This is a genomic window from Oryzihumus sp. (assembly GCF_036391795.1).
In the GTDB taxonomy this organism is placed as follows: Bacteria; Actinomycetota; Actinomycetes; order Actinomycetales; family Dermatophilaceae; genus Oryzihumus.
In genome coordinates this window covers 1-14687 of the sequence record NZ_DASVZH010000041.1, presented here as the reverse complement: position 1 = coordinate 14687, position 14687 = coordinate 1, and the positions used below count along the sequence as shown (strand labels likewise).

At 73.4% G+C, this 14687-nt stretch carries 13 protein-coding genes; 5 read left to right on the top strand and 8 right to left on the bottom strand.

The window, feature by feature from the left end; genetic code table 11:
- Positions 1–8 precede the first annotated feature (8 nt).
- From VF825_RS02140 to VF825_RS02115, 6 genes are all read right to left on the bottom strand, one after another.
- The gene (locus tag VF825_RS02140) at positions 9–578 is read right to left on the bottom strand and encodes a YqgE/AlgH family protein (RefSeq protein ID WP_331109654.1); all 570 of its coding nucleotides are present in this window, start codon (positions 576–578) and stop codon (positions 9–11) included.
- A gap of 66 nt (positions 579–644) precedes the next feature.
- Positions 645–2309, bottom strand: coding sequence for a DEAD/DEAH box helicase (locus VF825_RS02135; protein ID WP_331109652.1), 1665 nt, complete (start codon positions 2307–2309; stop codon positions 645–647).
- 251 nt (positions 2310–2560) lie between these two features.
- Positions 2561–3886, bottom strand: a complete 1326-nt coding sequence (locus tag VF825_RS02130) for a hypothetical protein (RefSeq protein WP_331109650.1) — start codon at positions 3884–3886, stop codon at positions 2561–2563.
- A 232-nt stretch (positions 3887–4118) separates the two neighbouring features.
- Positions 4119–5585 carry an NAD-dependent malic enzyme gene (locus tag VF825_RS02125; RefSeq protein ID WP_331109648.1) on the bottom strand — a complete coding sequence of 489 codons (1467 nt, stop codon included), beginning with the start codon at positions 5583–5585 and terminating at the stop codon, positions 4119–4121.
- 17 nt (positions 5586–5602) lie between these two features.
- Positions 5603–7000 (bottom strand): amino acid permease, encoded by a 1398-nt coding sequence (locus VF825_RS02120; RefSeq protein ID WP_331109647.1) that lies wholly within the window; start codon positions 6998–7000, stop codon positions 5603–5605.
- 117 nt (positions 7001–7117) lie between these two features.
- Positions 7118–7660: a hypothetical protein gene (locus tag VF825_RS02115; protein WP_331109645.1), complete on the bottom strand. Its 543-nt coding sequence runs from the start codon at positions 7658–7660 to the stop codon at positions 7118–7120.
- 111 nt (positions 7661–7771) lie between these two features.
- Here VF825_RS02115 and trxA point away from each other — a divergent pair, with 111 nt between their 5' ends.
- Positions 7772–8149: a thioredoxin gene (gene trxA, locus VF825_RS02110; protein WP_331109643.1), complete on the top strand. Its 378-nt coding sequence runs from the start codon at positions 7772–7774 to the stop codon at positions 8147–8149.
- 13 nt (positions 8150–8162) lie between these two features.
- A complete protein-coding gene (locus VF825_RS02105) occupies positions 8163–8783 on the top strand; it encodes a class I SAM-dependent methyltransferase (protein WP_331109641.1) in 621 nt (206 codons plus the stop codon).
- A 4-nt stretch (positions 8784–8787) separates the two neighbouring features.
- Here the strand turns inward: VF825_RS02105 and VF825_RS02100 are convergent, their stop codons facing one another.
- Positions 8788–9876, bottom strand: a complete 1089-nt coding sequence (locus VF825_RS02100; protein ID WP_331109639.1) for an acetate/propionate family kinase — start codon at positions 9874–9876, stop codon at positions 8788–8790.
- Complete coding sequence (locus VF825_RS02095) at positions 9873–12251, bottom strand: phosphoketolase family protein (RefSeq protein ID WP_331109637.1); 2379 nt, start codon at positions 12249–12251, stop codon at positions 9873–9875. Before VF825_RS02095 ends, VF825_RS02100 begins: the two co-directional genes overlap by 4 nt.
- Before the next feature lie 157 nt (positions 12252–12408).
- Between VF825_RS02095 and VF825_RS02090 the strand changes: the two genes are divergently transcribed.
- The 3 genes from VF825_RS02090 to VF825_RS02080 are packed head-to-tail and all read left to right on the top strand — an operon-like array spanning position 12409 to position 14635.
- A complete protein-coding gene (locus tag VF825_RS02090; protein WP_331109635.1) occupies positions 12409–13407 on the top strand; it encodes a zinc-dependent alcohol dehydrogenase family protein in 999 nt (332 codons plus the stop codon).
- 50 nt (positions 13408–13457) lie between these two features.
- On the top strand, positions 13458–13970 hold the full coding sequence (locus VF825_RS02085) for a sigma-70 family RNA polymerase sigma factor (RefSeq protein ID WP_331109633.1): 513 nt from the start codon (positions 13458–13460) through the stop codon (positions 13968–13970).
- Positions 13967–14635, top strand: coding sequence for a zf-HC2 domain-containing protein (locus VF825_RS02080; protein WP_331109631.1), 669 nt, complete (start codon positions 13967–13969; stop codon positions 14633–14635). Before VF825_RS02085 ends, VF825_RS02080 begins: the two co-directional genes overlap by 4 nt.
- Positions 14636–14687 lie beyond the last annotated feature (52 nt).

Below are 14687 nucleotides of genomic sequence, written 5' to 3'. Positions count from 1 at the left end.
GGCCGGCCTCAGTTCATCGTGGGGTCGTCCGGGAAGCTGGCGACCAGGGCCAGGTTGCCGCGCTGGCGCCGCAGCACGTCGGGCCACAGCGACTCCGGCTCGGCGCTGAAGCCGTCGCGGGCCTCGGCGTCCACGACGTACCAGCCGCCTGCGCGGATCTCGTCCTCGAGCTGCCCGGGCGACCACCCGGCATACCCGGCGAAGATCCGCAGGCCCGCGATCTCGGGCGCGACCACCAGGGGCGGGATGTCGAGGTCCACCAGGCCGAGGCCGCCGAAGAGCAGCTTGACCCCCATCGGAGCCTCTCCCCCACCGGGCACCGAGACCAGGCCGAGGGCGGAGTCGAGGGCCACGGGGCCGCCCTGGAAGACGCGCGCGGGCGGGGTGGCGACCTCCTCCCAGCCGGGCAGCACCGCGTCGACCGTCGCGTCGAGCGGGCGGTTGATCACCACGCCCTGCGCGCCCTCCTCGTCGTGGTGCAGGAGCAGCACGACGCTGCGGCGAAACACCTCGCCGCCGGTCTGCGGGGTCGCGACAAGCAGATGCCCGGTGAGGAATGTGGATTCCACACCGGGCATTCTGCCGGTCAGCCTGCCGGGGCAGGAGGGCCGATCGTCGTGTGACCGGTCACCCCTTCGCGGGCGTCAGTAGCGCGGGGCGCGAAAGCCGCTGCGCTGGCCGCGCGGGCGGCCGGGGCCGCCGGGGCGGCGGTGCTGACGCTTCTCGCCCTCGAGGAGGCGGCGGAACTCGTGCTCCGGCACCGGGACGCCGCTGGGGGTCCGGGCACCGGTGGCCGCGAGCACGTCGTCGCCGGGGAGGGCGCGCGTCGGCACGGTCTCCAGGCCCGCCTCGCGGGCGAGGCGCTCCATGCCGCGACGCTGGTGCGGCAGGGCCAGGGTGACGACGGTCCCCTTGTCACCGGCGCGGGCGGTGCGGCCCGAGCGGTGCAGGTAGTCCTTGTGGTCGGCCGGCGGGTCGACCTGCAGCACCACGCTGACGTCGTCCACGTGGATGCCACGGGCGGCCACGTCGGTGGCGACCAGGACCGGCAGCTTGCCGTCACGGAAGGCACCCAGGACGCGGTTGCGGGCGCCCTGGTTGAGGCCACCGTGCAGGGCCGCGGCGAACACGCCCTGCTCACGCAGCTGCTCGGCGACGCGGTCGGCGCCGAGCTTGGTCCGCACGAACACGACGGTGCGGCCCTCGCGGTTGGCGACCTCGGCGGTGATGACCTTCTTGTGCATCGGCTCGATGAGCAGGATGTGGTGCTCCATCGTCGCGACGCTCGCGGTCGCGTCGTCGGTGGAGTGGGTCACCGGGTCGGTCAGGTAGCGCTCGACCACGGTGTCGATGCCGCGGTCCAGCGTGGCGGAGAAGAGCAGGCGCTGGCCGCCGGCGGGGATGAGGTCGAGGATCGCGGTGATCTCGGGCAGGAAGCCCATCTCGGCCATGTGGTCGGCCTCGTCGAGGACGGCGATCGCGATCTCGTCGAGCTGGACGGCGCCGCGCTCGATGAGGTCGTTGAGCCGGCCCGGCGTGGCGATGAGCAGGTCGACGCCCTTCTCGAGCGCCATCAGCTGCGGCGGGTAGGGCATGCCGCCGGCGACGAGCTTGTGGCTCAGGCCGAGGACGTGCACCAGCGGCTGGAGCGCGTCGCTGACCTGCATGGCCAGCTCACGGGTCGGCACCAGCACGAGCGCCTTGGGCTTGTTGGGCTTGGCGCGCTCCCCCGCCGCGAGGCGGGTCAGCATGGGCAGGCCGAAGGACAGGGTCTTGCCGGAGCCGGTCTGGCCACGGCCGAGCACGTCCTTGCCGGCCAGCGCGTCCGGGATGGTCGCGGCCTGGATCGGGAACGGCGCAGTGATGCCGTCCCGGGCGAGGCGGGCGACGATCGGCGTCGGCAGGCCGAGCGCGGCGAAACCGTTGTCGTCCGCGACGGTCACGGGCGCCTCGACGACCTCCTCGCGGCGGGCCGGGCGCTCGTCCCGGTCGAAGCGACGCTGCGGACGGTCGTCCCGGTCGAAGCGCTGCGGACGGTCGTCGCGGCTGAACTCACGACGCGCCGGACGCTCGTCCCGGTCGAAACGACGCTGCGGGCGGTCGTCCCGGTCGAAGCGCTGCGGACGGTCGTCCCGGTCGAACTCACGACGCGCGGGACGGTCCTGGCGCGCCTGGGGCGCGCGGTCGTCATACGAGCGGGGGGTCTGGCCGCGGTGCGGCTTCTTGGGGCCCTTCTTGACCTCCGCCTTCTTGGCGGTGGTCCAGCGGGCCTTCTTGGGCGCGGAGGAGCGCCCGGAGTGATTGGTCATCGACGAATCCACTTCGGTACTCGAGGTAGGCACGCCTCGAGCTACCTGCTGCGGTAACGATGAGAACGAGCCTCAGGCGCACCAGGCGCCCGGCGGGCCGGAGGTAACGGTTGCTATCCGGCGTGTCCCTGCCTCAACCGCGTGCCAGGTGCACGTGTCGGTCGGCGCGATCTGCGCCAGTCCTTGCAGGGGATGTCCCAAGTCTACCAGCGCGACGGGGTGCCCCTGACCACGCAGGGCCCGGTGGCCTCCTACCCGCCGCCCCCGGTGGCCGTCCGGCGGGTCGGCTCGCTCGTGGGCGAGGTCGTCCCGCTGGTGCTGCCGGACGGGGTCGTCGTCGGCGGGCAGGACGAGGTCGGGCCGTCCGTGCTGCTGGTCGTCGACGAGGTCGACGTCGTGCTCGTCGTCGACGTGCTGGACGTCGAGGGGGCGCTGGTGCACGTCGTGCTGGTCGAGGTCGACGACGTGGAGGTGGGCCCGCTCGTGGTGCTGGTGGTCGAGGACGGCGAGGACGTGGGCGACCCGGTCGAGCTGGAGGAGCTGGTCGCGGATGTGGGCGTGCCGGTCGAGCTCGACGACGTCGAGGTGGTGCTCGTGCCCGGGCTGGAGGTGGTCGACGTCGTCGGCCGGGCCGTGGTGGTGCTGGAGGTCGGGTGGCTGGTCAGCGCGGTCGGCATCCCCGGTGCCGTCACCGTGGTCCACGGCTGGTGCGGGGACCCCGCAGGGACCGTCGAGGTGCTGTCCAGGACCGACTGCGTGCCGTCGCGGTAGGCCAGGCCCCAGGAGAGCACGGACCGCAGGTAGTCGACCGAGTCGTTGTAGCGCAGGATCGCGCGGGCCAGGCCGGCATCGGTGGCCAGGTCCAGCGACCCCGAGCACAGGTAGCGCCCGGCGGCGAGGGAGGCGTCGTAGACGTTGTTGGGGCTGGCGACCCCGTCGTGGTTGCCGTCCGAGGCGTAGCTCGCCCAGGTGGCGGGCACGAACTGCATCGGCCCCACCGCCCGGTCGAAGTGGGTGTCACCGTCGAGCGTGCCCCGGTCGGTGTCGCGGATGACCGCGGTGCCGGGCAGCGAACCGTCGAGGACCGGCCCCAGGATCGGACCCCGGGTCGTGCCGCTGGCGTCGACCCGGCCGCCCGCCGCGTGCCCGGACTCGATCCGGCCGATCCCGGCGAGGACCCACCACTGCAGGTGGCACGAGGGGTCGGACACCGCGAGCGAGGACGCCGCCCGGCGGTAGGAGTCGAGCACGGTGCGTGGCACGGCGAAGTCCTCGACCGGGGCGTCCTGGATCCGGGCCGCGACCAGGGCCACCTTGGCGACCTGGCGGGAGCCGGCCCGGTCCCCCACGCCCGAGCCGTCACCCAGGGTGCCGTCGGGGCCGAACCACGCCTCGGACCGGGCGAGGTCGTCGGGGCCGGTGGCCGGCTTCTGGGCGGTGCCCTGCACGCCGTCGAACGCCCCCGCCGGGGGCCCGGTCAGGGCACCGACCACGCACGCGGCGACCACGGCAGCGCTCAGGAGGGTCAGGCCGGCACGGCGCGGGAGTCGGATGCGGATCACGGTCGGTGCGGTCATGGCGTCTCGGCGGTGTCGTCTGGTCACGGTCGGGAGGTTCGTTGTGGTGCGAGTGGTCGAGTCAGACCGGGGAAACCCGTTGCGGGCCAACAACTACGCAACCACGAACCGCGACCAGAACCCTACGGCCCACGACGTAGATCCGCTCATCCAGACCCCGCAGGGGGGCGTCGTCACCCAGGACGACGCCGGTCCGGCCGGAGAGGGCGCCCCCTCCGGCCGGAGCGGTGGCTCACGCCTCGACCGGCACGACCTCGGGGTCGGCCTCGACCCCGGCATCCCCGATGACGGCCGCCTCCTTGGCCCGGAGGGCGGCGGCCTCGACCGCGGCGGCCACGACCTTGGTGACGTCGGGGTGGAAGACGCTGGGCACGATGTAGGCGGGGTTGAGCTGCTCGTCGGTGACCACGCCGGCGAGGGCGTCGGCGGCGGCGAGCAGCACGTCGTCGGTGACCGAGGTGGACGCCGCGTCGAGCAGCCCGCGGAACACCCCGGGGAAGGCCAGGACGTTGTTGATCTGGTTGGCGAAGTCCGAGCGCCCGGTGGCCACGACCGCGGCGTGGCGGGCGGCCTCGGCGGGGTCGACCTCGGGCTCGGGGTTGGCCATGGCGAAGACGATGGAGTCGGAGGCCATCGTCTCGATGTCCTCCCCGGTGAGGATGTGCGGCGCCGAGACGCCGATGAACACGTCAGCCCCGACCAGGGCCTCGCGCAGCGTGCCGGTCAGCCCGCGCTGGTTGGTGTGCGCGGCGATCCAGCGCAGGTTGTCGTGGCCGTTGTTGACGATGTCCTCGCGGCCGGCGTGCACGACCCCGTGGAAGTCGGCGACGACGACGTCACGCGCGCCGGCCTTGAGCAGCAGCTTGAGGATGGCGGTGCCCGCCGCCCCGGCGCCGCTCATGACGATGCGCACGTCCGGCAGGGCCTTCCCGACGCAGCGCAGGGCGTTGCGCAGGGCGGCCAGTGCCACGATCGCGGTGCCGTGCTGGTCGTCGTGGAAGACCGGGATGTCCAGCTCCTCGCGCAGCCGGGCCTCGACCTCGAAGCAGCGCGGCGCCGAGATGTCCTCCAGGTTGATCCCGGCGAACACCGGGGCGATCGCCTTGACCGCGGCCACGATCTCGTCGGTGTCCTGGGTGTCCAGGCAGATCGGGAAGGCGTCGATGTCGGCGAACCGCTTGAACAGCGCCGCCTTGCCCTCCATGACCGGCAGGGCGGCCAGCGGGCCGAGGTTGCCCAGCCCGAGCACGGCCGACCCGTCGGTGACCACGGCGACGGTGTTGCGCTTGATCGTCAGGCGCCGGGCGTCGTCGGGGTTCTCGGCGATGGCGGTGCAGATCCGGGCGACGCCGGGGGTGTAGATCAGCGACAGGTCGTCACGGTTGCGGATCGGGACCTTGGACTCGATCTTGAGCTTGCCGCCGAGGTGGACCAGGAACGTCCGGTCGCTGACCTTGCCGATCTGCACGCCCTCGACGGCGCGCATCGCCTCGACGATCTCGTCGGCGTGGGCGCTGTCGCGGGCCGCCGCGGTCACGTCGACGCGCAGCCGCGACGGCCCGGACGCGGTGACATCGAGTCCCGTGACCAGGCCGCCGCTGCGCTCGATCGCGGTGGTGAGCTCACTGACGGCGGTGGCACGCGCCGGGAGCTCGAGGCGGACGGTGATGGAGTTGGAGACCGAAGGCGCAGCTGGCATGCGCCTCATCTTTCCAACTACTCGCTGGTATGCCGAACCAGGCCCTTGCGCCGGGCGACACCGATGGCGACAATCGCCGCCGCCAGGACGACGCTCAGCTCGAGCTCGAGCCGGTGCTCCGGGCGGATCACCATGAGCACGAGCACGCCGACGATGAAGACGATGGTCGCCCACGTCAGCGTCGGGAACAGCCACATCCGCACGGCCGGCCGGTGCCCCTCGGCATCCAGGCGGCGGCGCATCACCAGCTGCGAGCAGGCGATGACGAGGTAGACGAACAGGGCGATGGCACCGGAGCTGGCCAGCAGGTAGCCGAAGATCTTCTCCGGGAGCAGGTAGTTGCCGGCGACCCCGAGGAAGCCGACCACCGAGCTGGCGATGATGGCCTTGGCCGGCACGCCCCGGCTCGTCGTGGTGGACCAGCCGCGCGGGGCGTCGCCTCGCTGCGAGAGCGAGAAGGCCATGCGGGAGGCGGTGTAGAGCGCGGAGTTCAGGCAGGAGGCGACAGCGGTCAGGATGACCACGTCCATGACCGGCGCGGCCCAGGTGATGCCCATCTGCTCGAGGGCGAACTGGTAGGAGCCCTTGTCCGCCAGGCCCTTGGCGTTCCAGGCGACCAGGGAGACGACGACGAGGATCGAGCCGAGATAGAAGAGGCTGATCCGCGAGATCACCGAGTTGACGGCCTTGCGGATCCCGGCCTCGGGGTTGGGCGACTCGGCGGCGGCGATGGTGACGATCTCGGTGCCCATGAAGGTGAACATCGTGGTCAGCATCGCGGCGAGCACTGCACCGAAGCCGTTGGGCATGAAGCCGCCGTTGCTGAACAGGTGGCTGACGCCGGAGGCGTGGGAGCCGGGCAGCACGCCGGCGATGGCGAGCACGCCGAGCACGATGAACGCCACGATGGCGACGACCTTGACCAGGGCGAACCAGAACTCGAACTCGCCGTAGTTCTTCACCGAGAACAGGTTGGTGACCATGAGCAGCCCCGTGATGAGCAGGGCGAAGACCCACGTCGAGACGCTGGGGATCCAGCCGTTGAGGATCTTGGCGCCGGCCGTGGCCTCGATCGGGATGACCAGCACCCAGAACCACCAGTAGAGCCAGCCGATGGAGAACCCGGCCCAGCGCCCGAGGGCGCGGTCGGCATACGTGGAGAAGGACCCGGTGTCGGGCTGGGCGGTGGCCATCTCGCCGAGCATCCGCATGACGAGGACGACCAGCGTCCCGGCCAGGGCGTAGGCGACGAGGACCGCAGGTCCGGCGGCCGCGATGGCGGTCGAGGACCCGACGAACAGTCCTGCTCCGATCACCCCCGCGATGGAGATCATCGTGATGTGGCGGGGCTTGAGGCCCGCGTCGAGGGTGCCCGACTGCGGAGCCTCGGTGGTTCTCTCGGCTGAGGTGGTCATCGGAGCACCATGGACGCCCAAGGACAAAGGCGGCAAATCGCCTCACTGTCAAGGGCGCTGGTCACAGCGCCGGCACAGCCCCCTCACAACATCCCGGCGCACCTCCACCCCGGAGGGTCAGCGTGTCCGCGCCCGGCGGCGCCGCCGCAGCCGGAGGACCACGAGGCGCTCCGCGATCCGCTGCCCGTTGTGCGCGAGCCAGATGCACACTGCGGCCAGCGGCAGCTCGACGATGAGGGCCATCGGCAGGGACAGGGCCAGCTCCTTGGCGCTCGGCGCGGTCACCACGTCGAACCAGGCGTCGACCAGGAGCATCATCGCGGTCATCGAGGCCGACACGGTGAGCACGGGTGAGCGCCGGAAGGCTGTCCACGCCGTCCACGCGAGCATGGCCAGGAGGGCGACGTCGAAGCCGACCCAGGCCAGGTCGTAGTGCTCGGCGGTCTGCTTGCTGGGCAGGGTGACCGCCAGGTAGACCGTCCACGGCACCATCGCCGCGGCGAGGCCGGCGAAGACCGGCCCGGCCCACCTGGCGCGACGCCCGGCCCGGCCGAGCTCACGGTCGGTCACGCCCCCCTCGGCCGGGACGGCCCCGTCCACGGCACGGGCCGCCTCATGGGCGACGTCGGCCAGCTGGCCGATCACCGACTCCTCGCTCATGGGCACACTGTCGCACGCCGCGGCGCCCCCACCTGCACCGTCGCGGGGAAGCACGCCGGCCCCGCCGCCGTTGTACCCCACATCACCCGCTCCCGACGAAGGATCGATCCCATGGCGACCACCGCCCTCACCGCGCAGACGTTCGAGCCGACCGTGCTCCAGGACGGCATCGTGCTCGTCGACTTCTGGGCCGAGTGGTGCGGCCCTTGCCGCATGTTCGCGCCCGTGTTCGAGAAGGCCTCCGAGACCCACCCGGACATCACGTTCGCCAAGGTCGACACCGAGGCCGAGCAGGCGCTGTCCTCCGCCGCCGGGATCAGCTCGATCCCGACGCTGATGGCGTTCCGTGACGGCATCCTCGTGTTCGCCCAGCCCGGCGCGCTGCCGGCGCAGGCCCTCGAGCAGGTCATCACCGCGGTCCGCGGGCTCGACATGGAGGACGTGCGTGCCCAGGTCGCCCAGGAGGAGGCCGCGCGCGCCGCGAAGTGACAGGCTGAGGCGCATGGACGCCGACGCCTGGAACACCCGGTATGCCGGGTCGGAGCTCGTCTGGTCCGCCGGCCCCAACCAGTGGGTCGAGTCGGAGCTGGCCGGGCTGCCGCCCGGCCGCGCACTGGACCTGGCCTGCGGCGAGGGCCGCAACGCGCTGTGGCTGGCCGGCCTCGGCTGGCGGGTCACGGCCTCCGACTTCGCCGAGCAGGGGCTGGCCAAGGGCCGCGCCGCCCAGGACCGCCTCGAGGCCGGCGGCACCCCGATGGCGCTCGAGTGGGTCTGCGCCGACGCGACCGCCGTGACCTGGCCGCCGGACGCCTTCGACCTCGTCGTCGTCGCCTACCTCCAGCTGGTCCCGCCCCTGCGCCGGGAGGCGACCCGGCGTGCCGCGGCCGCCCTCGCCCCGGGAGGCACGCTGCTCGTCGTCGGCCACGACAGCAGCAACCTCGAGCACGGCTGGGGCGGCCCCCAGGACCCGGCCGTGCTCTTCACCGCCGCCGACGTGGTGGACGACCTCGCCGGCCTCGGGCTCGAGGTCGTGCGCGCCGACCGCGTCGAGCGCCGGGTCGAGACCGAGGACGGGCCACGGGTCGCCCTCGACGCCCTGGCTCGGCTGACCCGTCCGGCCTGAGCGGTCAGCCGCCCAGGACCTCGCGCACCTGCCGGGCGATCTCCAGGTCCTCCCGGGCCCGGACCAGCAGGACCCGGGCGGCCCCGGCGCCGATGTCCGCGTCGGCGCCACCGTCGGCGCGGTCGTTGGCCTCGTCGTCGACCAGCACGCCGAGGAACCCGAGACGGGCGGCGACCAGCCGGCGCACCGGCGCGGCCCGCTCCCCCACCCCGCCGGTGAACACCAGGACGTCCAGGCCGCCGGCGGACGCGGCCATCGCCCCGACCCCGGTGACCACGCGGTGCACCCACGTGTCCAGGGCCAGCCCGGCGTCGGCGTCGCGCTTCCCCACCCGGCGCAGCACCTCGCGCATGTCCGCGGTGCCGCACAGGCCGAGCAGCCCGGACCGGTGCTCCAGGGCGTCGGCCACCTCCTGCGGGGGCATCCCCTCGTGCTCCTCGAGCCAGAGCAGCAGCCCCGGGTCGACCGTGCCGGAGCGGGTGCCCATGACCAGCCCCTCGAGCGGGGTGAAGCCCATGGTGGTGTCCATCGCCCGGCCGTCGACCACCGCCGACAGGGAGCAGCCGGACCCGAGGTGGGCCACCACCACCCGCAGCCCTGCGCTGCCGCCGACGATCTCCCGCGCCCGGGCGCTCGCCCAGGCGTGGGAGAGGCCGTGGAAGCCGAACCGTCGCAGCCCGTAGCGCTCCCGCCACTCCCGGGGCAGGGCGTAGGTGGCCGCCGCCGCGGGCAGGCCGGCGAAGAACGCGGTGTCGAAGCAGGCCACCGCCGGCACCCCGGGCAGCGCCCGGCCGACCGCATCCAGGGCGCGCAGCGACTTCGGCTGGTGCAGCGGGGCGAGGTCGACGAGCCGGCCGAGCTGCTCGCGGACCCCCTCGTCGATCCGCACCGGGCCGGTCAGGTGGTGGCCGCCGTGCACGACCCGGTGGCCGACGGCGTCGATGCCGTCCATCCCGCCCAATGCCGCGGCCAGGCGGTCCTCGTCCAGGCCGTCGCCACTGACCTCGAGCTCCTCGGTGGCGAGCGCGTCGTCCCCGGCGAGCAGGGAGAGCTTGAGGCTGCTGGACCCGGCGTTGACGGTCAGCACCCTCACCGGGCGGCCCCCTCCGGCGCCGGCCAGGGCCACTCCCACCCGCTGACCGCCGGGTCGTCCTCGCCGTGGTCGCGCGTCCACTGCCGGGCCGCGAAGCGCCGGTCGACCATCTCCTGGCGCAGCCCCGCCGCCCGCACCCCCAGCCCGGGCACCCGGTCGATGACGTCCATGACCAGGTGGAAGCGGTCGAGGTCGTTGAGCATGACCATGTCGAAGGGCGTGGTGGTGGTGCCGTTCTCCTTGTAGCCGCGCACGTGGAGGTTGGCGTGGTTGGTGCGCCGGTAGGTCAGCCGGTGGATCAGCCAGGGGTAGCCGTGGAAGGCGAAGACCACGGGCCGGTCGGTGGTGAACAGCTCGTCGAAGTCGCGGTCGGGCAAGCCGTGGGGGTGCTCAGCGGTCGGCTGCAGGCGCATCAGGTCGACCACGTTGACCACCCGCACCCGCAGGTCGGGCAGGTGCTCGCGCAGCAGCGCCACCGCGGCGAGGGTCTCCAGGGTGGGCACGTCCCCGGCGCAGGCCATGACGACGTCGGGCACCTCGCCGGCCGAGGTGCCGGCCCACTCCCACACCCCGAGCCCGCGCGCGCAGTGGGCCCGGGCCTGCTCCAGGGTCAGGTAGTCCAGCGCGGGGTTCTTGCCGGCGACGATGACGTTGACCTTGTCGGTGCCGGCCAGGCAGTGCTCGGCCACGGCCAGCAGGCTGTTGGCGTCCGGGGGCAGGTAGACGCGGACGATCTCGGCCTTCTTGTTGACCACGTGGTCGATGAACCCGGGGTCCTGGTGGGAGAAGCCGTTGTGGTCCTGGCGCCAGACGTGCGAGGAGAGCAGGTAGTTCAACGACGGGATCGGCATGCGCCAGGGCAGGTCACGGGTGACCTTGAGCCACTTGGCGTGCTGGTTGAACATCGAGTCCACGATGTGCACGAACGCCTCGTAGCAGTTGAACAGGCCGTGCCGCCCGGTGAGCAGGTAGCCCTCCAGCCAGCCCTGGCACAGGTGCTCGGACAGCACCTCCATGACCCGCCCGTCCGGCGCGAGGTGGTCGTCCCCGGCATACCGCTGGGCCATCCACGTGCGGTCGGTGACCTCGAAGAGGTCCTGGAGCCGGTTGGAGGCGGTCTCGTCCGGGCCCATGACCCGGAACCGGTCGGCATTGGCCGCCATGACGTCCCGCAGCCACCCGCCGAGCACCTGCGTGGCGGCGGTGGCGCCGCGCCCGGGGTGGGCCACCTCGACGGCATGGTCGGCCGCGTCCGGCAGGTCCAGCGGCCGCATCAGCAGGCCACCGTTGGCGTGCGGGTTGTCGCTCATCCGGCGCTGCCCGCGGGGAGCCGCCCGCCAGAGCGCGTCGACCGGGGCGCCGTCCTCGTCGAACAGCTCCTCGGGCCGGTAGGAGCGCAGCCACTCCTCCAGCATCGCCAGGTGCTCGGGGTTGGTGCGCACCGCGGACAGGGGCACCTGGTGCGCGCGGAAAGTGCCCTCAACCCGCACCCCGTCCACCTCGCGCGGGCCGGTCCACCCCTTGGGCGTGCGCAGCACCACCATCGGCCAGGTGGGCCGCTCGACCGGCTCGTCGGGACCGGCCGAGCGGGCCCGGTCACCGATGGCGGCGATGATGTCGACGCACTCCTCCAGCGCCTCGGCGAGGGCCACGTGGACCTGCTCGGGGTCGTCGCCGGTGACGAACCGCGGCTCCCAGCCGGCGCCCTCGAGCAGGCGGCGCAGCTGGTCCTCGGGGATGCGGGCGAGCACCGTCGGCCCGGCGATCTTGTAGCCGTTGAGGTGCAGCACGGGCAGGACCGACCCGTCGGTCAGTGGGTTGAGGAACGCAGTGGAGTGCCAGCTCGCCGCCAGCGCGCCGGTCTCGGCCTCACCGTCGCCGACGACGCAGGCGACCAGCAGGCCGGGGTTGTCGAACGCGGCACCGAACGCGTGGGCCAGGGAGTAGCCGAGCTCACCGCCCTCGTGGATCGAGCCCGGGGTCTCCGGTGCCACGTGGCTGGGGATGCCGCCGGGGAAGCTGAACTGGCGGAACAGCCGGCGCAGCCCCTCCTCGTCCTGCCCGACCCGCGGGTAGACCTCGCTGTAGGTGCCCTCCAGCCACGTGTTGGCCACCACCGCGGGCCCACCGTGCCCGGGGCCGGCGACGAAGATCGCGTCGAGGTCGCGCTCGCGGATGAGCCGGTTGAGGTGGGCGTAGACCAGGTTCAGCCCGGGGCTGGTGCCCCAGTGCCCCAGCAGCCGGGGTTTGACGTGCTCGGGGCGCAACGGCTCGCGCAGCAGCGGGTTGTCCAGCAGGTAGATCTGGCCGACGGCGCAGTAGTTCGCGGCGCGCCACCACAGGTCTACGGCTTGCAGGTCCGGGTCGAGCGCCACGGGTGGTTCCCCTCGTCGGTGGTGCACGGCGTACGTCCGACCACGCTCGCCGACCCGTCGCCACGGCGCAACCGGTTCGCGCGCACCGGGGCCTTCGGTGCGCCCAAGGGGACCTTCGGCCCGACCTGACCCGGCAGGGCCCGCGACGCTTCGTGACGTGAAGGCGTGGATCGTGGACCAGCCGGGCCCCATCGCGACCGGGCCACTGCGGGAGGTCGAGCGCGAGGCGCCCGTGCCGGCGCCGGGACAGGTCAGGGTGCGGGTCCTGTGCTGCGGGGTGTGCCGCACCGACCTGCACCTGGCCGAGGGCGACCTGACCCCGCGGCGGCACGGCGTCATCCCGGGGCACGAGGTGGTGGGGGTCGTCGACCAGCTCGGGCCCGGGAGCGGCCGCTTCGCCCTGGGCGACCGGGTCGGGGTCGCCTGGCTCGGGGGCACCGACGGGACCTGCCGCTTCTGCCGGCGTGGCGAGGAGAACCTGTGCCTGTCGCCGACGTTCACCGGGTGGGACGTCGACGGTGGCTACGCCGAGCAGTGCCTTGTCGACGAACGGTTCGCCTACGCGCTGCCGGACGGCATCAGCGACGACCAGGCCGCGCCGTTGCTCTGCGCCGGGATCATCGGCTTCCGGGCGCTCAAGGCCGCCGCGGTCCGGCCCGGGGGCGCGCTCGGGGTCTACGGCTTCGGTGGCAGCGCCCACCTCACCGCGCAGATCGCGCTCAAACAGGGCATCCGGGTGCACGTGCTGACCCGCGGCGACCGCAACCGTCGCCTGGCGCTGGCGCTGGGCGCCGACTCCGTGGGCGGCCCGACCGACGAGCCGCCGGAGAAGCTCGACGGTGCGATCCTCTTCGCCCCCAGCGGCGAGCTGGTGCCGGTGGCGCTGCGGGCCCTCGACCGCGGGGGCACCGCCGCGGTGGCCGGCATCTGGATGTCGGACATCCCCTCGCTCAACTACGACCGCGAGCTGTTCGAGGAGCGGCGACTGCGCAGCGTCACCGCCAACACCCGCGCCGACGGCGAGGAGCTGCTGACCCTGGCCGCCCGCCTGGGGGTGCGGGCCACGACCCACTCCTACCCGCTGGCGTGGGCCGACGGCGCCCTGCGTGACCTGGCCTCGGGGGCGTTCGACGGCGCGGCGGTGCTGCACCCCTGACCTCCCGGGTGAACCATGGGGGCATCCCTCTCGTGGTGGCGGTGGGAGGTGTGGTGAGCGAGACCCCGGACCAGCTGATGCAGGCCCTGCATGCGGAGCACGCGGGCGCCCTGTGGGGTTTCTGCCTGCGCCTGACCGGCGGGGACCGCGCCCGGGCCGAGGACATCGTCCAGGAGACCCTGCTGCGGGCGTGGCGCTCGCCGCAGGTGCTCGACCAGTCCGGCGGCTCGGCCCGCGCCTGGCTCTTCACCGTCGCGCGGCACATCGTCGTGGACGAGTGGCGCTCGGCCCGCAACCGCCACGAGCTCGCAGTCGACGAGCCGCCCGAGGTGCCCACCTCCGACCGCACCGACCAGCTGCTGCAGTCGTGGCTGGTCGCCGACGCCCTGGCGCGGCTCTCGCCGGAGCACCGTGCCGTGCTCCTCGAGTGCTACTACCGTGGCCGGTCGGTGGCCGAGGCGGCACGCATCCTCGAGGTGCCCGAGGGCACCGTGAAGTCCCGCACGCACTACGCTCTGCGCGCCCTGCGCCTGGCCCTGCAGGAGATGGGGGTGACCTCGTGAGCACCGACGCCTACGCCGAGTACGACGCCGCCTACGTGCTCGGGGCCCTGTCCCCGGAGGACCGCCGCGACTACGAGTCCCACCTGGCCTCGTGCGACGACTGCGCCCGCGCGGTGCGCGAGCTCGCCGGTATGCCGGGCCTGCTCGCCCGGGTGCCCCGCGAGGAGGTCGAGAGCACGCCGCCCGAGGTCCCGGCGACGCTGCTGCCCCGGCTGGCCCGGGAGGTGCGCCGGGACCGGCTCCGCCGGCGCTGGGTGCTGGGCGGTGCCGGAGCCGCGGCGGCTGCCGCACTGCTGGCCGTGGCCGTCGCCGGCGGTGTGGCGCAGGTCGGGACCCCCTCCACCACGCCGGCGCCGGTCGGGACCGCGATGAGCCAGGTCACGGTGACCCCGCTGCATGCGAGCGCGCGCCTCGTCGGGGTCCCCTGGGGCACCCGGATCGAGCTGACCTGCACCTACGACACCCGCTACTACGGCAACACCAACGCCTCCTACGCCCTGGTCGTGGTCGACCGCACGGGGCACGCGGAGCAGGTGGCCACCTGGGCGGCGGTGCCCGGAAAGGTCTCGCAGGTCACCGCGGCCAGCGCCACCCGGTCGTCCGACATCGCCCGGGTGGAGGTCCGCACCGCCGCGGGCACCCCGGTCCTGACCCTGGCGTCCTGACCCTGCCGTCCTGATCCTGGCGCCCTGAGACCGGCGGGGTACCCGCTCGCCG